General features: G+C 63.3%; 23 protein-coding genes. 11 read left to right on the top strand and 12 right to left on the bottom strand.

Features of this window, described 5'->3' with window-relative positions; translation table 11 throughout:
• Positions 1 to 13 precede the first annotated feature (13 nt).
• The gene (locus AC1DW2_RS25660) at positions 14 to 1,153 is read left to right on the top strand and encodes a hypothetical protein (protein ID WP_477007427.1); all 1,140 of its coding nucleotides are present in this window, start codon (positions 14 to 16) and stop codon (positions 1,151 to 1,153) included.
• Positions 1,154 to 1,212: 59 nt separating this feature from the next.
• Here AC1DW2_RS25660 and AC1DW2_RS25655 read toward each other — a convergent pair whose 3' ends face one another.
• The 5 genes from AC1DW2_RS25655 to AC1DW2_RS25635 all read right to left on the bottom strand — a co-directional run bounded on the left by AC1DW2_RS25655 (position 1,213) and on the right by AC1DW2_RS25635 (position 3,273).
• On the bottom strand, positions 1,213 to 1,833 hold the full coding sequence (locus tag AC1DW2_RS25655) for a hypothetical protein (protein ID WP_071915165.1): 621 nt from the start codon (positions 1,831 to 1,833) through the stop codon (positions 1,213 to 1,215).
• Positions 1,834 to 1,861: 28 nt separating this feature from the next.
• Positions 1,862 to 2,197 carry a hypothetical protein gene (locus AC1DW2_RS25650; RefSeq protein WP_063984016.1) on the bottom strand — a complete coding sequence of 112 codons (336 nt, stop codon included), beginning with the start codon at positions 2,195 to 2,197 and terminating at the stop codon, positions 1,862 to 1,864.
• Between the two features lie 85 nt (positions 2,198 to 2,282).
• Positions 2,283 to 2,519, bottom strand: a complete 237-nt coding sequence (locus AC1DW2_RS25645) for a hypothetical protein (protein WP_071915167.1) — start codon at positions 2,517 to 2,519, stop codon at positions 2,283 to 2,285.
• A 74-nt stretch (positions 2,520 to 2,593) separates the two neighbouring features.
• Positions 2,594 to 2,797, bottom strand: a complete 204-nt coding sequence (locus AC1DW2_RS25640; RefSeq protein WP_063984017.1) for a hypothetical protein — start codon at positions 2,795 to 2,797, stop codon at positions 2,594 to 2,596.
• Positions 2,794 to 3,273, bottom strand: a complete 480-nt coding sequence (locus AC1DW2_RS25635; RefSeq protein ID WP_155795277.1) for a hypothetical protein — start codon at positions 3,271 to 3,273, stop codon at positions 2,794 to 2,796. The genes AC1DW2_RS25640 and AC1DW2_RS25635 overlap by 4 nt, the downstream gene beginning before the upstream one ends.
• Before the next feature lie 485 nt (positions 3,274 to 3,758).
• Between AC1DW2_RS25635 and AC1DW2_RS25630 the strand changes: the two genes are divergently transcribed.
• The 3 genes from AC1DW2_RS25630 (at position 3,759) to AC1DW2_RS25620 (ending at position 6,399) form a co-directional block, all read left to right on the top strand.
• Positions 3,759 to 4,766 (top strand): alpha/beta fold hydrolase, encoded by a 1,008-nt coding sequence (locus tag AC1DW2_RS25630; protein WP_477007433.1) that lies wholly within the window; start codon positions 3,759 to 3,761, stop codon positions 4,764 to 4,766.
• Positions 4,767 to 4,874: 108 nt separating this feature from the next.
• Complete coding sequence (locus AC1DW2_RS25625) at positions 4,875 to 6,188, top strand: DUF892 family protein (RefSeq protein WP_477007426.1); 1,314 nt, start codon at positions 4,875 to 4,877, stop codon at positions 6,186 to 6,188.
• A 61-nt stretch (positions 6,189 to 6,249) separates the two neighbouring features.
• Positions 6,250 to 6,399 carry a hypothetical protein gene (locus tag AC1DW2_RS25620; RefSeq protein WP_155255931.1) on the top strand — a complete coding sequence of 50 codons (150 nt, stop codon included), beginning with the start codon at positions 6,250 to 6,252 and terminating at the stop codon, positions 6,397 to 6,399.
• Positions 6,400 to 6,438: 39 nt separating this feature from the next.
• On the opposite strand, the gene gor is transcribed toward AC1DW2_RS25620, so the two are convergent.
• The 3 genes from gor to rpiA form a co-directional block, all read right to left on the bottom strand.
• Positions 6,439 to 7,827: a glutathione-disulfide reductase gene (gor, locus tag AC1DW2_RS25615; protein WP_071915170.1), complete on the bottom strand. Its 1,389-nt coding sequence runs from the start codon at positions 7,825 to 7,827 to the stop codon at positions 6,439 to 6,441.
• A gap of 131 nt (positions 7,828 to 7,958) precedes the next feature.
• Positions 7,959 to 8,507, bottom strand: a complete 549-nt coding sequence (locus AC1DW2_RS25610; protein WP_477007425.1) for a DUF2059 domain-containing protein — start codon at positions 8,505 to 8,507, stop codon at positions 7,959 to 7,961.
• A gap of 2 nt (positions 8,508 to 8,509) precedes the next feature.
• A complete protein-coding gene (gene rpiA / locus AC1DW2_RS25605) occupies positions 8,510 to 9,235 on the bottom strand; it encodes a ribose-5-phosphate isomerase RpiA (RefSeq protein ID WP_247307008.1) in 726 nt (241 codons plus the stop codon).
• 165 nt (positions 9,236 to 9,400) lie between these two features.
• On the opposite strand from rpiA, the gene AC1DW2_RS25600 reads away from it, so the two are divergent.
• The 6 genes from AC1DW2_RS25600 to AC1DW2_RS25575 all read left to right on the top strand — a co-directional run bounded on the left by AC1DW2_RS25600 (position 9,401) and on the right by AC1DW2_RS25575 (position 15,761).
• Positions 9,401 to 10,075 carry an HAD-IA family hydrolase gene (locus AC1DW2_RS25600; RefSeq protein WP_085404867.1) on the top strand — a complete coding sequence of 225 codons (675 nt, stop codon included), beginning with the start codon at positions 9,401 to 9,403 and terminating at the stop codon, positions 10,073 to 10,075.
• 153 nt (positions 10,076 to 10,228) lie between these two features.
• On the top strand, positions 10,229 to 10,732 hold the full coding sequence (locus AC1DW2_RS25595; RefSeq protein ID WP_354117354.1) for a hypothetical protein: 504 nt from the start codon (positions 10,229 to 10,231) through the stop codon (positions 10,730 to 10,732).
• Positions 10,733 to 10,863: 131 nt separating this feature from the next.
• Entirely contained in the window at positions 10,864 to 11,916 is a 1,053-nt protein-coding gene (gene moaA, locus AC1DW2_RS25590) for a GTP 3',8-cyclase MoaA (RefSeq protein WP_085404869.1), read from the top strand.
• 299 nt (positions 11,917 to 12,215) lie between these two features.
• Positions 12,216 to 12,755 carry a TRAP transporter small permease subunit gene (locus AC1DW2_RS25585; RefSeq protein WP_014496195.1) on the top strand — a complete coding sequence of 180 codons (540 nt, stop codon included), beginning with the start codon at positions 12,216 to 12,218 and terminating at the stop codon, positions 12,753 to 12,755.
• The gene (locus AC1DW2_RS25580) at positions 12,752 to 14,353 is read left to right on the top strand and encodes a TRAP transporter large permease (RefSeq protein ID WP_166352235.1); all 1,602 of its coding nucleotides are present in this window, start codon (positions 12,752 to 12,754) and stop codon (positions 14,351 to 14,353) included. Before AC1DW2_RS25585 ends, AC1DW2_RS25580 begins: the two co-directional genes overlap by 4 nt.
• Positions 14,354 to 14,474: 121 nt before the next feature.
• The gene (locus AC1DW2_RS25575) at positions 14,475 to 15,761 is read left to right on the top strand and encodes a M20/M25/M40 family metallo-hydrolase (RefSeq protein ID WP_477007424.1); all 1,287 of its coding nucleotides are present in this window, start codon (positions 14,475 to 14,477) and stop codon (positions 15,759 to 15,761) included.
• A 16-nt stretch (positions 15,762 to 15,777) separates the two neighbouring features.
• Here the strand turns inward: AC1DW2_RS25575 and AC1DW2_RS25570 are convergent, their stop codons facing one another.
• The 4 genes from AC1DW2_RS25570 to AC1DW2_RS25555 all read right to left on the bottom strand — a co-directional run bounded on the left by AC1DW2_RS25570 (position 15,778) and on the right by AC1DW2_RS25555 (position 20,839).
• Complete coding sequence (locus AC1DW2_RS25570; protein ID WP_414643296.1) at positions 15,778 to 17,088, bottom strand: sensor histidine kinase; 1,311 nt, start codon at positions 17,086 to 17,088, stop codon at positions 15,778 to 15,780.
• A 67-nt stretch (positions 17,089 to 17,155) separates the two neighbouring features.
• The gene (locus AC1DW2_RS25565; RefSeq protein ID WP_477007423.1) at positions 17,156 to 17,830 is read right to left on the bottom strand and encodes a response regulator; all 675 of its coding nucleotides are present in this window, start codon (positions 17,828 to 17,830) and stop codon (positions 17,156 to 17,158) included.
• Positions 17,831 to 17,990: 160 nt separating this feature from the next.
• Positions 17,991 to 18,944, bottom strand: a complete 954-nt coding sequence (locus AC1DW2_RS25560; protein ID WP_071915177.1) for an ABC transporter substrate-binding protein — start codon at positions 18,942 to 18,944, stop codon at positions 17,991 to 17,993.
• A gap of 131 nt (positions 18,945 to 19,075) precedes the next feature.
• Positions 19,076 to 20,839: a cache domain-containing protein gene (locus AC1DW2_RS25555; RefSeq protein WP_477007422.1), complete on the bottom strand. Its 1,764-nt coding sequence runs from the start codon at positions 20,837 to 20,839 to the stop codon at positions 19,076 to 19,078.
• A 465-nt stretch (positions 20,840 to 21,304) separates the two neighbouring features.
• Between AC1DW2_RS25555 and AC1DW2_RS25550 the strand changes: the two genes are divergently transcribed.
• Positions 21,305 to 22,162, top strand: a complete 858-nt coding sequence (locus AC1DW2_RS25550; protein ID WP_477007421.1) for a metal-dependent phosphohydrolase — start codon at positions 21,305 to 21,307, stop codon at positions 22,160 to 22,162.
• Positions 22,163 to 22,234: the final 72 nt, after the last annotated feature.

Raw genomic sequence — 22,234 nt, 5'->3', positions numbered from 1 at the left:
ATCGGAGAGTGCCATGAACTTGCATGCCGCCGGCGATCTCAAATTTACCGGCCTCACCCATCCGAACGGCGCGCCGCTACGCCTCAACGCTCAGGATTTCGTGGCGATCGATCGCGACAGGAATGCCAGGTTCGAGCCGACGTACCGGCCGCAAGCCCTCTACAACCGCGCGAACGAGGGCTTCCACGCCAACAACGAAACCTTCCTCCTGCACGAAGTCGCGACGAACCTCCCGATCTACCGCCCGGACACCGGCCCCACCGATTTCCATCTTCATCTTCCGCCGGGCGGCTTTCAGCTCGTGCTGGTCACCTCGGGCGCCTTCACCTTCGACTATGACGGGCGCTTCTACAACGTCGGCCCCGGCGCGGTGATGCTGCAAAGCGCGATCGTCCACCGCCAGCTGTTCTACACCTGGTCGGGACTGTCGACCGAAGAAAACCTGAAGACGCCGCAGACCGTGGTGCCCGACCCGATCTCGATGGGCTACTCCGGCAAATTCCTCGAAGCCTTCGTGACCGATCCGACGACCTTTCCGAACCCGACGATCGTCGGTCCGGACCAGATCAACGAGGCCGAGACGCCGCGCGTGGCCTGGAGCCACCCGCTGCACAACCGGCCGGCCGACGCGGGCTTCTGGCTTCAGGATCCCCTCGCGCTGGACGCGCTGTTCAAGCCACTCGTCGACGGTCCGATCAAATCGGCCATGCCGGTCTACCTGCGCGATATCGGGATCGAGATTCCCAGCGGCCATCTCGTCAGTGGCCACATCATCGCAACCGACCCGCGTGGCCACTCACTCCTGCCGAAGAGCACTTCGACGGCAGCAGACGCCACATGTCTTGCCAAGGGCGAAGTCGCGATCTACCGCGTCATTCGCGGCACGGCCGAATTCAAGAACAAGGCCGGCGAGACGTTCGAGCTTGCGGCTGGCGACGTGGTGACGGCGGGCAAGAGCTCGATCAGCCTCGTCGGCCTCGGCGAGAACACGCAAGTGCTCCGCCTCGGTCTTCTAAAGGGCATGAACGACCTTTGCAGCTGGACGCCGACCCAGCGCGACGAGATCGACGGCCTCGCCGGCCAGATCATCACGCAGAAGGACATCCGCCCCCTGCGCATCGAGGGCAAGCCGGTTGGATATCTGTACGCGTAGCCGCACGAAAAGACGGCCCGCCGAAGCGGGCCGTCGCGATCTCATTGGCGCATTGATCCTTAACGCACTGATCCACCGTAGAGCTGCCGCTCCTTGCGAACTTCGTCCGCACCGTAGGGCTTGCTGGCGGGATCGAACGACTTCCATCCGGTCTTCTGCCAGGCGGCGCTGCGGTCACGCAAATTGACCGACGACTCGTTCAGGACTGCGTCAAGGCGGGATCGATCGGCATCTGCGACCCGCGCCGACACCAGCGTGCCTCCCCGACGCACGCCCTCGGCGTAGGAGTCCGCATCTTCCCGCGAAATGCCGGCCTCAGTCATCGCTCCGACGACACCGCCGGTTGCGGCTCCGGCGGCCGCGCCGACCGCGGTCGCGGCGAGCCAACCGGCCGCAACGACGGGTCCGAGGCCGGGGATTGCGAGGAGGCCGAGACCGGCGAGAAGGCCGGCAGTGCCACCCACGCCCGCACCGATGCCGGCGCCCTTGCCGGCACCTTCGGCGCGATCGTCGACGCCATCGCGGTCACGGTCCACCTTCTTGTCGGTGTTGAACCAGCTGTCCGAATTATTGGCGACGATGCTGATGTCCGAATGCGGCACGCCGGCAGCTTCGAGACGCTGAACCGCCTGCTGCCCAGTGCTGTAGTTGTCGTAAAGACGAGAAATTGTAACGGTCATTGTGTGTCCTTCTTATTTGCTTAATGGCTTACTTGGCCGAATTGACGTTGCCTTGAAAGTCGACGCTGACCGCGGTGGCAGATCCACCCTTGCTGGCATGGCCGCGCCAAACACCGTTGTCGTCCTTCTTCAGTTCGGTGACGTTGGCGTAGCCGGCATCCTCGATCTTCGACTTGGCTTGTCCTTCGGTGAAACTGTTGCGACCTGCGACAGGAGCGTCGGAGTTGTTTTGCCCCGCGCTGTTGACCGCGCTGTTGTTCGGTCCGGACTGCGCCGGTGGATTTTGTGCCGAGGCCGGAGCAGCTGCGAAGGCGGTGGCCGCCGCGAATAAAGAAATGCAAACGATAAACGATGGGCGCTTCATGATGGTCTCCAGTGTCTAAGGAGTGATCCAAGCCCCCATCAGAGCTTTAGTTCCTACGTCTCGCGCTGTGACATCTCCTTCACGCTCAGGTTCTGAAGAATATCATCCACGTCATCACCATGAGGATGACTGCAAGTCCCACACTCACACCCAGCAGCATCAACACGCTGGGACCGAGCTCGCCTTGGCGCGCTTCGAGCGCAGTCTCAACGATGCGGCCGCTCTTGTCTCGATCCATGTCATCTGGTCCTTGCATTCCGGGGAAAGGTCGACCGTTGGCCTGCGTCAGACCCGGCAGTGCTGCCCACGCCAAATCGTCCATGGATCTCAATCGGACCCTTGGTGGTTCGTTACTATTGGCAAACGGTGAAAGCTCGGGCTCGAGATCTGCGCGGGCTATCCAGGCAAGCGGCGTCCCGGAGCGGTCAGACAGGAGTTGATATCGGCAGCCATCTTGTTCCGGTGTGCCTTGCTCAGCAGCGCATCCCGCTCTGGGCCGGGTTCAAGGTGCGAGGCCTCTTCACGCAGCCTCAGTGCATCAGCTGCGAGACGCTCGGCAAGTGAATCCGCCTGACGCACGCGGTTGCGCTTCTCATTCATGACGAACGCCCCTGCGTTGGCATCGGAATCAAATCAGCGCTTTGCGGCTGCGGTCGCGAGACCGGCGGCGTCGCGCCATCGAGCCACTCCTGCGTCTCCGCGAGAGCGAGCCAGGCATCGCCCATGCTCCTGAACTGCTTGCGCGCCGCGTCGTTGGCAGCGGTGTCTTCCAGCGTCAGGCAGTGCCCGGCATTCTGCCGAAGATGCTCGGACTGGCTCAATTGGATATCAGTGCTGCTCGTGGCATCGGCAGAGGTCTGCCAGGAGTTCTTGCACACAGGGCACCGCCACTGATTGACGAAGTTCCCGGTGGGCAAGTAGGTCGCATGCAAGGGAGCCGCCACTATTCGCCCGCAGGCGGTACAGCCGTTGGGCCGTTGTGACGGGGATTGCTGTGTCTCGTCCTGAACCGCTTTCGCGCTCCAGCGGCGATCGAACTTGCGGCAGAGATGCAGGGGATAGGAGATAACGTTCAATGCGCGCCTCCGGTTGTGGCGGGAGCGCGGCAGCGTCTCTCTGTCACCGGCGCCTGTCATGTCTGTGCGGGTGATATCCTGGATATGGTGTCGCAAATGACATTCACCAGTGCGCGGTCCCGAGAAACCACGCCTTTGCCTCCGATCTACGTCAATGGCCGACTGCGGGCTGCATCCATTGGATTAGGAACATCTCTCCATCGGATTAGGAACATCTCTCCGTCCCTCCTGTTGCGTCTGCACGACATGATCCGTGAATGCGCATGCCGGGAGGTCCGGACCAGCACTGTTCCGGGTCCCAAGAAGGCGAAATCGATCCCTGCTCGATGGTGCTGATCCGGTCTCCGAACCGCACCCGCGACGCACGGAAATCTCCTCCAGCAAGAATCCGGCGCCATCGCGGTCGTGATGCGACCAAGGGCGTCAATGCGGAAGCGTCCCTTCCCCACTCTCCAACAGCTGGCCGCAGTCAGCGAAAGTGTCACATGCGCATACTGAAAAAACGTTCGCCATCCTTGGCGGCCACGGCCCTTCATGCTCTCGCAGAACATCCCTTGGCCTCCACGATTGCCGCGACGGCCGGCCTGCTCGCAGCGGCCGCGTTCGTCAATCGGCGCCTTGCCGACAAGGCGCAGCGTGATAATCCGCCCCAAGGGCGGTTCATCGACATCGACGGTGTTCGGCTGCACTATGTCGAGCGCGGGTCCGGACGCCCGCTGGTTCTGCTCCATGGCAATGGCAGCATGATCCAGGATTTCGAGTCGAGTGGCCTGATCGATCTTGCAGCCAAGGACTATCGGGTCATCGTGTTCGACCGTCCCGGCTTCGGGCACAGTCTGAGGCCGCGCAACGTGGTGTGGACGCCGGCCGCCCAAGCCGACCTTTTCAAAGACGCGCTTGCGCACCTTGGCGTCGACAAGGCGATCGTGCTCGGACATTCCTGGGGCGCATCGGTTGCGATCGCCCTGGCAAGCAGGCACCCCTCATTGGTCGAAGCCTTGATACTGGCGTCGGGCTATTATTTCCCGACGGCCCGCACCGACGCGATGATGGCGATGGCCGGGCCGGCGATACCAGGGTTTGGCGACATCCTCAGTCACACGATCTCGCCGATCCTCAGCCGCCTGATGTGGCCGACGATGCTGCGGCAGCTGTTCGGGCCCAAATCCGTCCCGGAAAAATTCGACGGCTTCCCCAAATCACTGGCGGTGCGTCCGTCGCAGCTTCGTGCGGGTGCCGCGGAAGCGGCGTTGATGTTCCCTTCTGCGATGCTGTCGGCGAAGACTTACGGCGAATTGGCCATGCCGGTCACCATCCTGGCCGGCGAGGACGACCGCCTCATCGACATCGACGAACAGTCCGGCAGGCTGCATGACGAGATCAAGCACAGCAAGTTGCGTCGCGTCCCGAATGCGGGTCACATGATCCAGCAATCGGATACGGCTGACCTGATGGCCGCTGTCGACGAAGCCGCGGCGGAAACGCTGCATTGAGCCACCTGATTCTCCCGAGAAGCATCTGGTCGCGGCACGATCCGAATTAGGAACGTCCAACACAGCGCTCAGTTGGCCCCGGTATCTCCTGTAGTCAAAGGTCTTTCCATGTATCATCACGTCAAAAAGCTCATGTTCACAGTCCGGGTCGACGAGCCCGATCCCCGGTTCGGCAATATGCTGCTGGAGCAATTCGGTGGCGCCAACGGCGAGCTTGCGGCCGCCATGCAGTATTCCATTCAGGGTCTCAACTGCGAGGATCCCGACCGTAAGGATCTCCTCATGGATATTGGAACCGAGGAGTTGAGCCACCTTGAGGTCGTCGGATCGCTCGCGCGGCTGCACTTGAAACCCATGAAGTTCGATCGCGAAGCGGCGGAAGCCGATCCCTTGATCGCGATTGCCGGAGGCGGCGGTGTCAATCTGTTCAACTCGCAAGGCAGTGCCTGGACGGCGGACTATCTCAAGATCACCGGAGAACTCGACGTCGATCTGCGCAGCAACATCGCCGCAGAAGCTCGAGCCAAGATCGTCTATGAGCGCCTGATCAATTTCTGTGATGACGCCGGCACCAAGGACGCCTTGCAATTCCTGATGACACGGGAAATCACCCACATGAAGGCGTTCTCACGCGCGCTGGAAAGCATGAACAAGCCCACGTTCAGCATCGGCCGCATCGCTCCGACGCCCGGTCTCGTGGACCAGTTCTTCAACGATTCGACAGGGTCCGGCGACAATGGAGAAATCGACACAAGAGGCCCCTGGAATGAAGGCGAGGACTGGGTGTTCATGGAATCACCGGCACTCCAGAGCGGCGATCCCGGCGCAGCGCCTTCCATTGTTGCCGAAAGCTCGCCATCGGAACCGACCGTTGGCCTTGACGACCTGCTGATCGATCAGCTGCGGGATCTCCTGCACGCGGAGAAGCAGTTGACCAAGGCATTGCCTCAGATGATCGAGGCTGCCCGCTACGACCAGCTCTCCGAGCTGTTCACCGTTCACCTGGCCGAAACCGAAGCGCAGATCGAGCGTCTCGACGAGTGCTTCGAACTTCTTGGGAAGAAGCCGCGCGCCAAGGCTTGCAAGGGCATGCAGGGGCTTGTCGAGGAAGGCGACGAAGTGATCAAGGAGGGCGCCAGGAAGGACGATGCCGCTGCGGATCTCGCGTTGATCGGTGCGGCACAGCGTGTCGAGCACTACGAGATTGCCGGCTATGCGACTGCCCGCAACCTGGCTCAGCAGTTGCGTCACACCGCCGTCGTCGCGCTGCTTTCCAAGAATCTGGCCGAGGAAGAGAACGCGGACCAGTTGCTCAATCAGGTCGCACGTTCGTTGATGTCGGTTGCGAAGATGCCCGCCGCCATCGAGCAAACCTTCGCCGAGGATGAGCCGCCGGAGGCTAGGCCGGCCTTGAACCATTGACCACAAGGCAAGGCGGCCCCTGCAGGGGCCGCTACGCCACCACAGCCGGAAAGGATCTAGCATGCGCCCGAAGATCAAAGAACATACCTGCCCGCTGTGCAACGGAACCGGCTTTCCCAAGTCCAAGGAGCCAGCGCACCCGGGCCGCAAGATCTATCCGGTCAAATGCGAGTCCTGCCAGGGCAAGGGCAAGATATCGGAGATGACGTGACGTGATCTCAGTGCTTTGAGGTCGCGCTGAAGGCCGGTCCTACTCCGCCGCCTGACGCACATGGCGCGCCGTCGGCGTGCGCATGGTGACGAGCTCTTCGGCCGCGGTCGGATGCAGCGCGATCGTCGCGTCGAAGTCGGCCTTGGTCGCCTTCATCTTCACCGCGATCGCGACCACCTGGGTGACCTCGGCAGCGCAATCGCCGACGATGTGGCAGCCGAGCACGCGGTCGGTCGAGCCATCGACGACGAGCTTCATCAGCACGCGGGTGTCGCGGCCGGACATGGTCGCCTTGATCGGGCGGAACGTCGTCTTGTAGATGTCGACGTGGCTGAATTGCGCACGCGCCTCGGTTTCCGTCAGACCAACCGTGCCGACCTCCGGCTGCGAGAACACCGCGGTCGGAATGTAGGAATGATCGACCTGCACCTCGCGCTTGCCGAACACGGTGTCGGCAAACGCATGCCCCTCGCGGATCGCAACCGGCGTCAGGTTGTGCCGGTGGGTGACGTCGCCGATCGCATAGATGTTGTCGACCGAGCTCTTCGAGAAATGGTCCACCGCGATGCCGCCATTCCCGGGGTTGATGGCGACGCCGGCCTTCTCCAGGCCGAGATTGGCGACCGACGGATGGCGGCCGATCGCGAACATCACCTGGTCGGAAGCAAGGCTCGAGCCGTTCGACAGATGCGTGGTGAATTCCTCGCCGTGCCGATCGACCTTCGCCACCGTGCAGCCGGTGAGAATGGTGATGCCCTGCTTCTCCATCTCGCTGCGGACGTGGGCGCGAACGTCCTCGTCGAAACCGCGCAGGATGTTGTCGCCGCGATAGATCACGGTGACGTCGGAGCCGTAGCCGGCGAAGATGCCGGCGAATTCCAGCGCGATATAGCCGCCGCCCTGGATCACGATCCGCTTCGGCAGCTTCTTCAGATGGAACGCCTCGTTGGAGGAGATCACGTGCTCGATGCCGGGGATCGAGGCGCCGTGGTTGGGCGCGCCGCCGGTGGCGATCAGGATGTATTTTGCGGTGATCTTCCGGTCGTTCTCGAGCAGGCGGACGGTGTGCTTGTCCTCGATCACCGCGCGGCTCTTGACGACCTGCGCGCCCGACTTCTCGACATTCGTCGTGTAGGCCGCTTCCAGCCGCGCGATCTCCTTGTCCTTGTTGGCGATCAGCGTCGGCCAGTCGAAGGTCGCGGGCGGAACGGTCCAGCCGAAACCGGCGGCATCTTCCAGCTCGTGACGGACATGCGATCCGATCACGAACAGCTTCTTCGGCACGCAGCCGCGGATCACGCAGGTCCCACCCATGCGGTACTCTTCCGCGATCATCACACGCGCACCGTGGCCGGCCGCGATGCGGGCGGCACGCACGCCGCCCGAGCCGCCACCGATGACAAAGAGGTCGACGTCGAATTCAGCCATTGTCCACTCCGACMTCTTCTTTCAGCGCATGATCCGGAGAAGTGTGCAGCGGTTCTCCGATAGGACCATGCGCAAATAACATCCTAAAGCGCGATGACGCGCTTTAGGGATTTCTGATCAGATAGGTACTGTCAGATTTCCTTGCCACGCTTGCGCATCTCGGCACGGAAGGCACCCATCACGGTCTCGGAGAAGTTCTGGGCCCAGGAGTTCATGAAGGCCATGCTGAGGCCGATGGCGCGCGGCTCGGCGTCGATCAGCTTCTTGCCCAGCGGCGACTTGTAGAAGGTGACGAGGTCCTTCAGTTCCTGCTCGGTGAACTCGCTGGCATAGATCTGCGCCATGCCTTCGCCGATCTCGTTCTGGCGGCCGTTGAGCTGCTGGGCCACGATCGGCGCGACCTCGCTGAGCTCCTTCTGGTAGTTGAGATTCTGCTGGATCAGCGTGATCTTGGTCTTCTCGACCATGCCAGGCACGGCGCCCTGATACATCGCGGTGGCGTTCTTGATCTGCAGGATCTCCTTGGCCGCCGCGATCGCCGCAGGCGAGGCCTTCGGCGGGGCGGGCGCGGGAGCAGCCTTCTGGGCCGGCGCGGCCTGCTGCGCGCTCGCCGGGACCGCCAAGACGGCCAGTCCAGCAGCAAGCGTCGCGGCCGGCAAGAATCTCAATACGCTCTTCATTCCTAGTCTCCTTTCGGCTTACGCCGTTCAATCACGCGAATTCCCTCGCCGCCCGCCAAAACGGCCGAGCTGGCCAAGCCGATAAACAAGCCATGCTCGACCACGCCGGGGATCGAGCTCAACGCCTTGGCGAGGCCAGGCGGATCCACGATGCGTCCGAGCTGAGCATCGAGAATCCAGTGGCCGCCATCGGTGACGAAAACGTGGCCATCCTTGTCGCCGCCTTTGGCTTTGCGGACCGCCATTTGCCCGGAAACGCCGCATTCGGCAAATGCCTTCTCGATCGCGCGGCGCGTCGCGCCGAGCCCGAACGGGATGACCTCGATCGGCAGCGGAAAGCGGCCGAGCGTCGGCACCCATTTGCTGTCGTCGGCAATCACGATCATGCGATCCGAGGCGGCTGCCACGATCTTCTCGCGCAGCAGCGCGCCGCCGCCGCCCTTGATCAGGTTGAAGTCGGGATCGATCTCGTCGGCGCCGTCGACGGTGAGGTCGAGATGATCGATCTCGTCCAGCGTCGTCAGCTTCACACCGCAGCGCTCGGCATCGAGGCGCGTCGCCTCCGAGGTCGGCACGCCGATCACTTTCAACCCGGCCTGCACGCGCTCGCCGAGCAGCTCGACGAAATGCTTGGCGGTTGAGCCGGTGCCGAGCCCGAGCCGCATGCCGTCACGCACCTCCTCGAGGGCGCGCGCCGCAGCCTGCCGCTTCAACTGGTCCATGTTCACGATGCGCCCGCCCCTGAATTTTAGAGTGTGCCGCCGATAGGTTGCTTGCGGCGGCCTATGTAGCCTCGTTTTTCCTGCCGGAACAGGCCTCCGGGCCGATCTTATAAGGTGAACTTATGGCTTCGGCCCTTGCGCCGATCCGGCCGGCCCGATAGCGCTGGGACCATGACCTCCCCTTACACCCTCGTCTTCGATCTCGACGGCACGCTTGTGGATACGGCGCCCGACCTGATCACCGCGCTGAATTTCGTGCTCGACCGCGAAGGACTGCCGCCCGTGCCGATGGCCTCGGCCCGCAACATGATCGGCGCCGGCGCCCGCAAGCTGATCGAACGGGGGCTGGAGGCCGAAGGCCGCATGGTCACGCCGGCTGACATGGACCGAATGACGGCGGATTTCATCGCCTATTACGCCGACCATATCGCGGTCGAATCCCGCCCGTTCGAAGGGCTCGAGGCCGCGCTCGACCAGTTTGCCGCCCAGGGCCACCGGCTGGCGGTCTGCACCAACAAGCTGGAATGGCTGTCGAAGCGGCTTTTGGACCAGCTCGACCTCACCCGCCGCTTTGCCGCGATCTGTGGCGCGGACACCTTTGGCGTCCAGAAGCCCGATCCGACCATTTTCCGCGAGACCGTGGCGCGCGCCGGCGGAGCGGTCAAAGCCAGCATCATGGTCGGCGATGCCGGAACCGACGTCGGCGTAGCCCGGCGCGCCGGGGTGCCCGTGATCGGGGTCAGCTTCGGCTATACGGACGTGCCGATCGCCGAGCTGAAGCCGGACCGGCTGATCCATCACATGCGCGACCTGCCGGCCGCGGCCCACAGCCTGATGACCACCTAGGAGCCACAAGCCTCTGAGATAACTGGCATATTCTACGGAACCCTGCGTTAACCATCTATTAACTATGCGCAGCGCGCCGGTTGCTTGCTTGGAACGACGCTCGTAGGTTCGCCCGGGGATGTGGCGGTTCGTCGCAGTTAGAAGTGGGTGGTCATGCGTCGTGTCATCGCGATTGCGCTAGCGGGAGCGAGCCTTGGTGGCTGCTCCTCGATGTCTTGGGACATGTTCAAATCGGCGCCGCCGACCGTCCAGGTCCGGCTCGAATCCAATCCTCCAGGGGCTGATGCCACGACCTCGCTGGGTGCAGGTTGCAAGACCCCCTGCTCCGTCTCGGTTCCCGCCCCCGACGCGCCGTTCACCGTCGCTTTCGCGCTGCCGAAATATCAGCCGGCCAGCGTGCCGGTGAACGTGATCAAGAATCCCGGGGATTTCACCACGCCCGCCTCGGTCACCACCGACCCGAATCCGGTGTTCGCGGAACTCCAGCCGGCAGTGCCGCCCAAGCCTGTGAAGAAGCCGCACCGGCCGAAGAAGCCGAAGCCGGCCGCAGCCGCCGCGGCGCCTGCGGATGCCGCACCCGCTGCGGCCCCTGCGGATGCTGCACCTGCTGCGGTGGCGGGCTCGCCGTTCCCCGATCCGAACGCAGGAAAGCGCTGATCCAGGCGCTGATTACGTATACCACCCGATTGTCCTAGCCGCGTCCGATGCTTAGATTACTTCCAGAGCACCACTGAAGCAAAGGTGCGCCCGTCGCCGTAAGTGACAAGGCATTTGGCAAGGCATCTGGTATGAACGGACCTTCCGCGAGCCCTCTCGCAGCAGCGAGCCCCCGCGACGCGCTGTCGAGCGCGATGACCGATCCGTTCGGGCGGACCATCTCGTATTTGCGCGTATCCGTCACCGACCGCTGCGATCTGCGCTGCTTCTATTGCATGTCGGAAGACATGACGTTCCTGCCCAAGGCGGACCTGCTGACGCTGGAAGAGCTCGACCGGCTCTGCACGGCCTTCATCGCCAAGGGCGTGAAGAAGCTGCGGCTCACCGGTGGCGAGCCGCTGGTCCGCCGCAACGTGATGACGCTGGTGCGCTCGCTGTCCCGCCACCTTTCGAGCGGCGCCTTGAGCGAGCTGACCCTGACCACCAACGGCACCCAGCTTGCGAAACACGCCCGGGAGCTCGCCGATTGCGGCGTCCGCCGCATCAACGTCTCGCTCGACACGCTCGATCCCAAGAAATTTCGCGAGATCACCCGCTGGGGCGAGATCGACAAGGTGCTGGAGGGCATCGAAGCCGCGCGCGCCGCTGGGCTTGGCGTGAAGATCAACGCGGTGGCGCTGAAGAACCTCAACGAGGACGAGCTTCCCGACCTGATGCGCTGGGCGCACGGCAAGGGCATGGGCCTGACGCTGATCGAGGTCATGCCGATGGGCGAGATCGGCTCGGGCCGTATCGACCAGTACCTGCCGCTGTCGCTGGTGCGCGCGCGGCTCGCCCAGCAATTCACGTTGACCGATCTGGCCGAGAGCACCGGCGGGCCGGCGCGCTATGTCAGCGTTGCCGAGACCGGCGGCAAGCTCGGCTTCATCACGCCGATGACCCATAATTTCTGCGAATCCTGCAACCGGGTGCGCATCACCTGCACGGGCACGCTGCACACCTGCCTCGGCCACGAGGATGCTTCAGATTTGCGCAAACCCCTGCGTGCATCTGACGACGACATGCTGCTTGCGGATGCGATCGACCGCGCCATCGGTCTGAAGCCCAAGGGCCACGATTTCATCATCGACCGCCGCCACGACCGCCCAAGCGTCTCCAGGCACATGAGCGTCACCGGCGGCTGAGGGATTCGCGCCCTCCCCGCCATAAGCTTTTGACTCGGCGTCAATTTGCCCATTTTCCGATTGACGGCGCACAAGCCCGCTGGTTTGGTGCACCCGCCTTTGCTTGCCCGGCAGCAATAAGCCGGCCGCGCCCCTTTGGCGGTCGCGGTCAAGACGGCAAGGCACGAGGGGAGGACTGACGCCGCAATCGCTCCGGAATATTGTCCGTGCGGTCGCGTGCTTTTCGCACGCCGGCCAGGCGATGCGTGCTGAAGCCTCCCGTAAAGTGTTGGCCGCGACGGCGACGGAGAGAAGGTAAGATGCGTCCATTGCTGGCGGTGAGCAACGCCATCGACGCCCTCAATGAAAAGATTGGGTACGTCTGTAACATCCTGGTCCTGCTGGCGTGCCTGGTCAGCGCGGCCAATGCCATGATCCGCTATGCCTTCAGCAACTCCTCGAACGGCTGGCTGGAGCTGCAATGGTACATGTTCGCCATCCTGGTGATGTTCGGCGCGTCCTACACCTTCAAGCGCAACGAGCATGTCCGCGTCGAGATCTTCTACCTCACGCTCTCGGAACGCGGCCAGCTCTGGCTCGACATGATCGGCACGCTCTGCTTCCTGATCCCCTCCTGCCTACTGCTCGCCTATCTGTCCTGGCCGTTCTTCATGCAGGCCTATAACGTCGGCGAGATGTCGGGCAATGCCGGCGGCCTGATCCGCTGGCCCATCAAGTTCGTGATCCCCGCCGGCTTCGTATTGCTGGCGCTTCAGGGTGTTTCCGAAGTCATCAAGCGTATCGCGGCTCTCCAGGGCTATGTGACGATCGACGCCAAGTACGAGAGGCCGACCCAATGATTACGCTGGAAATGATGCCGCCGCTGATGTTCGGCGGCCTGGTTCTGGCGATGCTGATCGGCTTCCCCGTCGCGTTCACGCTCGCGGCGGTCGGCTTATCCTTCGGCTTCCTGTCCATTTATCTCGGATTCTTCGACCTCAACTTCCTCCAGGCGATTCCCGGCCGCGTGTTCGGCAGCGTGCTTTCCAACGAGCTGCTGCTCGCGATCCCGTTCTTCACCTTCATGGGCGCCATATTAGAGAGATGTGGACTAGCCGAAGATATGCTGGACTCGATGGGCCAGCTGTTCGGCCCGGTCCGCGGCGGCCTCGGCTATTCCGTCATCATCGTCGGTTTCATCCTCGGCGCCATCACCGGCACGGTAGCGGCGCAGGTCATCGCCATGGCGCTGATCTCGATGCCCGTGATGATCCGCTACGGCTACAACATGCGCTATATCACCGGCGTGCTCGCGGCCTCCGGCACCATCACGCAGCTGGTGCCGCCCTCGCTGGTGCTGATCGTGCTCGCCGACCAGCTCGGCAAGTCGGTTGGCGACATGTATCTCGGCGCCTGGGGCCCCTCGGTGTTCCAGATCATGCTGTTCGCCGGCTACACCTTCATCCTCGGCCTGATCAAGCCGAGCCACGTGCCGCCGGTGCCGAAGGAAGCGCGCACGCTGACCGGTTGGGCGCTGTGGAAGAAGTGCCTGATGGGCATCATCCCCTCGGCCGTGCTGATCTTCGTCGTGCTCGGCACCATGATGATGGGTCTTGCGACCCCGACCGAAGCCGGCGCCATGGGCGCGGTCGGCGCCATCGTGCTCGCCGCGATCCATCACAAGGACTTCACCTCGAAGGACCGCATGATCCTGATCGGCGGCGTGATCGCCGCCGGCGTCGGCACCATCGTCGCGATGCTGTTCACCGAGAACCTGGTCTTCAGGCTCTCGTTCGCAGTCACCTATCTCGCCGTGGCCTGGATCTGCATCCAGGCCGCGCGCATCCCCGAGCTGCGCGACCTCATCAAGCAGGGCTACGAGTCCACCATGCGCCTCACCTGCATGGTCACCTTCATCCTGATCGGCTCGACCTGCTTCTCGGTGGTGTTCCTCGGCGTCTCCGGCGGCGTCTGGCTCGAGCATCTGCTGACCTCGCTGCCCGGCGGCGTGTGGGGCTTCCTGATCTTCATCAACCTCTTCATCTTCTTCCTGGCGTTCTTCCTCGACTTCTTCGAGATCGCCTTCATCATCCTGCCGATGATCGCGCCGATCGCGCAGAAGGTCCTCGCCCCGGTGGTGGGACCGGACGCGGCGCTGATCTGGTTCGGCGTGATGCTGTGCGTGAACATGCAGACCTCGTTCCTGCATCCCCCGTTCGGCTTCGCGCTGTTCTATCTGCGCGGCGTGGCGCCGAAGGAAGTGAAGAGCTCCGACATCTATTGGGGCGCAATCCCCTGGATCGGCCTGCAGCTGATCATGGTGCTGCTCGTGATCATCTTCCCGATCACGGTGACGGGCCTGCTCGACAAGCCGCTCAACGTCGACCTCGACAAGGTCAAGATCGAAGTGCCGCAGATCGACCTGCCGCCGCTGGATCTCGGACCACCGCAGAAGTAGCGGCCATAACCATCGCCGTCATGTTCCGCCTCGGCGGTTCATGACGCGCGCGCCCGCGCGCGTGACAAGCAACGCAAACACGGGCATACCGGGCCATCCTCCAACTGATGGACCGCCGCGCATGTCCCGATCGCTCCCTGCTCCGTCGCTCGCTCCCTTGATCGCATCGCTCTGGCTGGCATGTGCCGCAACGTTTGCGCAGGCGGAACCGATGACCGATGTCCATGCGCTGGCGCAAAAGGAGCAGCAGCCGCTGCTCGACACGCTGCGCGATCTCGTCAGTATCGAATCCGGCAGCAAGGACATCGACGGCCTGAACCAGATCGCCGAGCGCGTTGCCGGCCAGCTCAAGCAGCTCGGCGGCACGGTGGAGATCTTGCACCCCACCGACGTCTATCGCCTCGACGACACGCCCGAGACAATCGGCCCGGCCGTGCACGCCGTGTTCAAGGGCACCGGCAGCAAGAAGATCATGCTGATCGCCCACATGGACACGGTGTACCTGAAGGGCATGCTGAAGGACCAGCCGTTCCGCGTCGACGGCGACAAGGCCTACGGCCTCGGCATTGCCGACGACAAGCAGGGCGTCGCGCTCATTCTCCATACCGTGGCGATGCTCCAGAAACTCAACTTCAAGGACTACGGCACGCTCACGGTGCTCACCAATGGCGACGAGGAGATCTCCTCGCCCGGCTGGCGCAGCACCATCACCAAATTCGCCGCGGATCAGGACGTGGTGTTCTCGTTCGAGGGCGGCGGCACCGACGGCACGCTGCGCCTTGCTACCAGCGGCATCGGCTCGGCCTATCTTACGGTGCATGGCAAGTCCTCGCACGCGGGCGCGCGGCCCGAGGGCGGCGTCAACGCGCTGTACGAGCTCTCGCACCAGGTGCTGCAGATGAAGGACCTGTCCAAGCCCGAGCAGGGCCTGAAGCTGAACTGGACGGTCTCGAAGGCCGGCACCAACCGCAACGTGATCCCGGCCGACGCCTCGGCCCAGGCCGATGCGCGTGCGCTCAAGGTCGCCGATTTCGACGAGTTGCAGAAGGCGTTGCAGGACAAGATCAAGAACCGCCTGCTGCCCGACTCCAGGGTCGAGCTGAAATTCGAGGTACGTCGTCCGCCGCTGGAGGCCAACGATGCCTCACGCCGCGTCGCGGCCTACGGCAAAACGATCTATGGGGAGATCGGACTGTCCCTCAAGGTCGACGAGAAGGCGACCGGCGGCGGCACAGACGCCGCGTTTGCCGCGCTCAAGACCAGCGGCGCCGTGGTGGAAGGCATGGGCCTGTCGGGCTTCGGCGCGCACTCCAACGATGCCGAATATGTGCAGATCAACAGCATCGTGCCGCGGCTCTATCTGGCCACGCGCATGATCATGGACCTGTCCACGGGCAAGCTGAAATAGCGGCGTCTTCCCGTGGTCAGCTTTGGCCAACCGGGTGCGCGGCTCCCTCCGCCAGCCGAAACCGCAGCGTGAACTCCGCGCCGCCGCCGGGAAGATTTTCCACCGCCACCGTCGCGGCATGATCGTCCGCGACCCCGCGCACGATCGAGAGCCCGAGGCCCGCGCCGTCGCTGCGCTGGCGGTCGGCGCGCCAGAAGCGCTGGAAGATCAGCTCGCGCTCGGTCTCCGCGATGCCGGGGCCGCAATCGCGCACGCGCACCGAACCGTCCTCGCGCACCTCGACGTCGACGGCGGTATCCTTCGCCGTGAACTTGATGGCGTTTTCGGCGAGGTTGAAGATCGCGCGCTGGAGCATCTCCGCATTGCCATGGATCAGCACCGGCGCGTCGGCGCCCTTCAGCGCGATGTCCTTGTGCTGCGCGATCGCGAACGGCGCGATGGAGCCGACCACCTCGGCGCAGACGGCGCGCAGGTCCGCGGTCTCGCCGGGATCGAGCACCAGGGTATCGAGCTCGGCGATCTCCAGCAGCTGGGCGACGATGCGGCTCATGCCTTCGATGTCGTCGTGCAGCGCCTGCCTTGCGGCGCCATCGCCCAGCGTCTCGATCCGCGTGCGCAGGATCGTGAGCGGCGTGCGCAATTGATGCGCGGCATCCGCCGTGAACTGCCGCTGCACCCGAAAACCGTCCTCGAGCCGGTCGAGCGCCTGGTTGACGGCGGTGACCAGCGGCATGATCTCGCGCGGGATCTGTTCCGTCGGCAGGCGGATGTCGGTGCGCGCCGGCCCGATATTGCTGGCCTCCTCCGACGCCTTCCACAATGGCGCGATGGCACGGCGGAAGATGATGATGTCGGCGGCGAGCAGGATCAGCAGGATCGGAATGGTGATCCACCCGACCCGGCGGAAGAAGTTCGAGATGATGTCGTCGATGATGACGTCGCGATGCGCCAGATCCTCGGCCACGCGGATGCGCACGATCTTGCCGTCGATGATGCGGGTGACGCCGGCGCCGGAAATCGTCTCGGAAAGCGTCGGCGGCGCCGACGCGGCCGCTCCCGTTTTGCGGCGGGACGAAAACAGCAAACGGCCGTCGGCATCGCGGATGTCGTAGAGATAGCGGCCGTAGGCTTCCGAATAGAGGCCCCGCAGGCTGTCCGGCAGGTTGAACGTCAGCAGGCCGTCCGGCGCCGCGACGATGCGCTCGGCCAGCACCTCGGCCTGCGCCCGCATGGCTTCGCGGTGCAGCTGGTCGACTTCGGAATTGAGCAGCCAGAACAGCACCAGCGGCAGGAAGATCGCGACCACCGCGACCGCCACGATGTGCATGAACACGATGCGCCAGATCAACGATTTGAATGTCGGCGATCTGCCATAGGCCCCGGCGGCCGCCACGCTATTTCTCCTCGGACATGAGATAGCCGACGCCGCGGACGGTGTGGATCACGACCTTGGCGCCGTGCTCGGTGAGCTGCTTGCGCAGCCGCGAGACGTAGACCTCGACCGCGTTGGAGGCGACCTCGCCTTCGAGCCCGAAGATGTGGTCCTCGACGTTCTTCTTCGGCACCACCCGCCCCTGCCGGCGCAGCAAAATCTCCAGCACCGAGGTCTCGCGCGCGGAGATGATCCGCGGCTGGTCGTCGACGAAGATCTGGCGGCTTTCGGTGTCGTAGACGAGATTGGCGAGGCGCAGCGAGCGGCCGAGCAGCTGGCCGGGCCGGCGCAGGATCGCCTCCAGCCGCGCCACCAGCTCCTCCATGGCGAACGGCTTTGCCAGATAGTCGTCGGCGCCGCTGCGCAGGCCGCTGACGCGGTCCTGCAGGCCGCCGCGCGCGGTCAGCACCAGCACCGGCAGCGGCTCCATCTGCCGGCGCAGTTCGCGCAGCACCGACAGGCCGTCGCCGTCGGGCAAGCCGAGRTCGAGGATCATCGCAGCGTAGCTGACGCTGCTGACCGCCTCGCGTGCCTCGGCCGCGGTGCTCACGATGTCGCTCTGGTAGCCGGCGGCCGACAGCCCGGCGGCAACGAGCCGCGACAGCTCGACATTGTCCTCGACGATCAGAAGGCGCATCGCAGTCCCGCCGGATGTTCCGGTGCAATCACGGCTCGCGCCGCATCTTCGCTCTCTTCCACCATTCCGGCCGCCTCGGCCAGCGAAAAAGCGCGTGGCAGGCTCGCCCGTGCCCCTGTCAGGTTCGTGTAAGCCGATCTGGGCGCGTTCCCATGATGGTTTACTCGATCACCTCGTCCGCGCCGGCAATGACTGCTGCGGAGAACGGATGGCCGAGCAGTTTCGCTGCCTTCAAGTTGACAACGAGCTCCACCTTCGTGACGAGCTGAACCGGAAGATCAGAAGGCTTCTCGCCCGACAGAATGCGTCCGGCATAGATACCCGCGCGACGGTGCGACTGCATGAAATCTCCTCCGTAGCTCATCAAGCCTCCAGCCACGGGAAAGTCTCGGGTCTGCGTGATTGCGGGCAATTGATATTTCATCGCGAGAGCCGCCAGTCGGGCACTGCGAAATGCAAAATAAGGGTCGGAGGTAAACACAACTCCGCCTGGCCCGTCCCTGGCAACGGCCGCGAACACGGATTCAAATTCATCCTCCTTGCTTGCGCTATAGATCTGCAGTTGAACCCGCAGGGTTTCTGCGGCCGCCTGAAGCTTCTGCAATTGTGATGGTGCGGTCGGACTTGTCGGGTTGGCGACCACCGCCAATCTGGTCGCCGTGGGCAACAGGTCGCGCATCAGCTCAAGCCGCTTTGGCGACACATCGACGCTCAGGCTCGATACCCCCGTGATATTTCCGCCCGGCCGCGACAGGCTGTCCACCACGCGTAGCTGAACGGGGTCGCCGCCCATCTCGAACACGATGGTCTTGGTCGTACCCGTACCCTTCGCGGCAAGTGCCACGGGAGCCCCGCCAGGAGCCACGATCAGGTCTACATTTCTGGCGACCAATTCGGCAGCCAGGGCTGGCAATCGAGAATATTGTCCGGCGGCCCACTGAAAGTCGATCGCCACATTGCGCCCCTCGACGAAGCCGGCTTCCTCCAGTCCCTGTCGGAAAGCCTCAAGTCGACTGCCAAAGAGCTCGGGTGACTCCGGGCAAAGATATCCGATGACCGGCATGGAGGGCTTCTGCCCATACGAGACGGTCGTCCACGTCGCGGCGCCTGCCATCCAAAGAAGAAAATCACGCCGTCTGGCGCGTCTGCGTAGCGTCGCTGCTTCAGAGTTGGCGCACCTCATGCCCACGGACCCGCTGCCGTCAGCCGTTTGCCGGAGCATAGCCCCGGATACGCGGACAGTCTCTAGCGGATTGTGCCGGGCATCCCGCGGCCACTCGGCTCGAGAGCCTCAAAGGATATTCCGAAGACTGGAATGGCTTCGTCAAATCCTTTGATCTCGCGGCCCCCGAGATCCTCAACGGGCCGCCTGCCCTTGACGTCGGCGGCGACTTTGGCGTCGATCAGGATTTCCTTGTCTGCGGCAGATCCGCACAGCCGGGCCGCAAGATTCACGACGCTTCCAATGGCGGTGTAGTCGAGCCGGTCCTCATATCCGATCCGGCCGACAGTCGCCGGCCCGCTGGCAAGGCCGATTCCGAAACCAATGTGGTAGCCACGCGATCGCCAGCCGGCGATGAGGGCTTGCACGTTCGTCTGCATGTCGATGGCGAGATCGATGGCTCTCAATGCAGGCTCTTCGACCGGGACAGGTGCGTTCACCAGCACCATCAGTCCGTCTCCGGAGAAATTGATCAGCGTCGCTTCGAATTTCGTGATGACCCTGCCAAGGCTTTCATAATATTCCGACAATACGCTCATGACGTCCTCGGGCGCGGCGCCTGCTGAAAACGCGGTGAACCCCCTCAAATCGCAGAAGACAACGACGACTTCCGTACGGCGGCCGTCCAGCACGCTGTCATCGCCGGCTCGATCGACGAGATCGGCGACCTGAGGGGCAAGGAACCGCTTGAGCTTGGCGATGCGCTCCTGGTGCTGCTGCGCCAGCGCCAACTCGGACGCCATTCTGTTGAAACTGTTTGCAAGACGCTGGAACTCGTCCCCGGTGTCGATCGAGATGCGGTGGTCAAAGGACCCGGCACCAATCCTCTCCGTGCCCTCCTCGAGCAGCTTGATCGGCTCCGTCATCCGGTGCGCCAATGCATAGGCAAGAATGCCTGCGAGCATGGTGCTGATTGCGAGAAGCATTGCCGTCCGCCACAGGGCGGAATAGATCGGCGCGTAAGCTTCGGATAGCGGCAGCACGACCACGACTGTCCAGTCGGGGCCCTGTACGGGAGCAGCGCTGGCGGCAACATAGTGTCCTTGCGCATCCCGGCTCGTTGCGAAGCCCGCTTTCGACCCTATCGCGTCCCGCACAGCCCGAAATGGCTTGGAGGTTGCTTCCTCCGCCCCGCGGAGCACGAGGCTGATGTCGGGATGGGCGATCAGGCGACCCGATCGGTCCAGGACGAAGGCGGAGCCGGTCTTTCCGACCTTGATCGCCGAGATCACGTCCCAAATCAGCTTGAGGTTCACTTCGGCTATGACTGCGCCGACAGCCGGCCGGTTGCCGGCAATCCCGACCGTCAAGTACGGTTCGGAGCCTCGATTGTAGCTGACGTCGCTGAACCAGATCTGAGCTGCGCGGGCACCAACCAAGGCGGGATCGGCTGATCGGTCCGTGCGGCTCTCGATACGATTGAGGCCGATCCGCGAGATGTAGAGACGCTCCAGGCCATTGCCGTCGAGGAGTGTGAGACTGACGATGGCGGGCGCTTGTCGAAGCAGGCGCAACGCGTCGGTCCGCCGGCGTTCGTCGAACTCGTCACTCCATGGAAGCTGAACCAGCCAGCCAAGCTGACTCGTGATGCCGTGGATGAAATCGTGAATTTCGGCGGCCGCGGATGCGGACTGGAGGCTAAGCCACTGGTCGAGCCTCGCGCGCTGATCGCGATAGCCGAACCACGCCTCAATGACGCCGTTGAATGCAAGTGGGATCGCGACAGCCACGAAAAGCGCGAACAGATATTTATGAAAAAGGCCGCGAAACCGATCCTGAGGAATCATGATCCGGTCTCCTGATAATCACATAAATACAATGACCCAGAATAACATGTCGCTCCGCCGTCGGGTGGGGTTCATTCGAACCCGAGCGTACCGGTGCACCCTTCGCGCTTTCTAGGGCGGACCAGCCACGCGGTCTGGCGACAAAGTGGCGCCATGGCTGAATTGTCGGCCGATGTCAGCCTCCGGCTGACTGGCCTTCGCGCCGCACGCCGGCTTTTGACCGCCCTGAACGGGCGTTGCTGCCGGGCAGACGTAGCATGCGCCGTAGCCACGTTGATCTAGGTCAAGCATCACCCCCGCCTTTGGCCTCACGTCATGTCCAGCCCCATTTGAGGCGGCGACGTCGCCTTTCAGTTCGTTGGCGCCCGGCAAATTCCAGCTCGGCGTCGCATTCTTCCAGTGGCCTCCTCTCCCTCCTGATCCTGCAGCAGGCTTACTGGGGGTTCGTCGACGAGGACCTTGCTCATGATCACAATTCCAGAACTGACGTCCCAGGCGCTCGGTGCGTTCCTCATCTCGGAGACAAAAGGCCGCTTCGGCTCATCGCATGCCAGCTTGCCGGAATTGCTCCCTTACGCGGCGAAGCTGGCCCTGGAATGTATCGGCAACAGCGATGCATTGTATCACAACGTGGAGCACACCCTGTTGGTCACGCTGGTGGGGCACGACATCCTGATCGGCCGCTCACTTCTGAGGCAAACCACGGCCAGCGATTACGCTCACTTTATCCTGGCCTGTCTGATCCACGACATCGGCTACGTTCGGGGCGTCATCTACGGAGACCACGAGGGCGCCTATGTCGTTGATGGTACCGGCCGAACGGTTGAGTTGCCGGTCGGCTCCTCCGATGCAGCGCTTGCGCCCTATCACGTCGATCGCTCAAAATTGTTCGCGGTGGAGCGCCTCGACGCAGTCGACCAGATCGACGCCGCGCGCGTTGCCCAGGCCATCGAATATACCCGCTTTCCCTATACAGACGCACCAACGAGCGAACTCAAGGATGATCTGGACGAGGAAGAAGGTTTGTTGCTGCGAGCCGCTGATCTGATCGGCCAGCTCGGCGATCCGAACTACATGAAGAAATCAAATGCGCTCTTCTATGAATTCGAAGAGATAGGGCTCAACAAATCGCTCGGATACGCCACACCCGCGGACGTGGTGCACAAATATCCGCAGTTCTACTGGACCAAGGTCGCACCGCAAGTCCCGACGGCGATCCGTTATTTGAACGTAACCTCGAGCGGAAGACAATGGATCAGCAACCTGTATGGCAATGTCTTCCGCGCCGAGCGAGAGGTTAGACTGTCTGGTCCGCAGCTGTAGATCGGCGTTCGCATCAGTGCGTAGAATGGTGGAGCGAAACGAAACCCACCCGCCAATGATCCGCGCGTATCG

This window comes from Bradyrhizobium sp. P3_C3, from assembly GCF_056402655.1.
The sequence above is the reverse complement of the archived record's forward strand: the minus strand, read 5'-3'. Positions and strand labels throughout refer to the sequence as shown.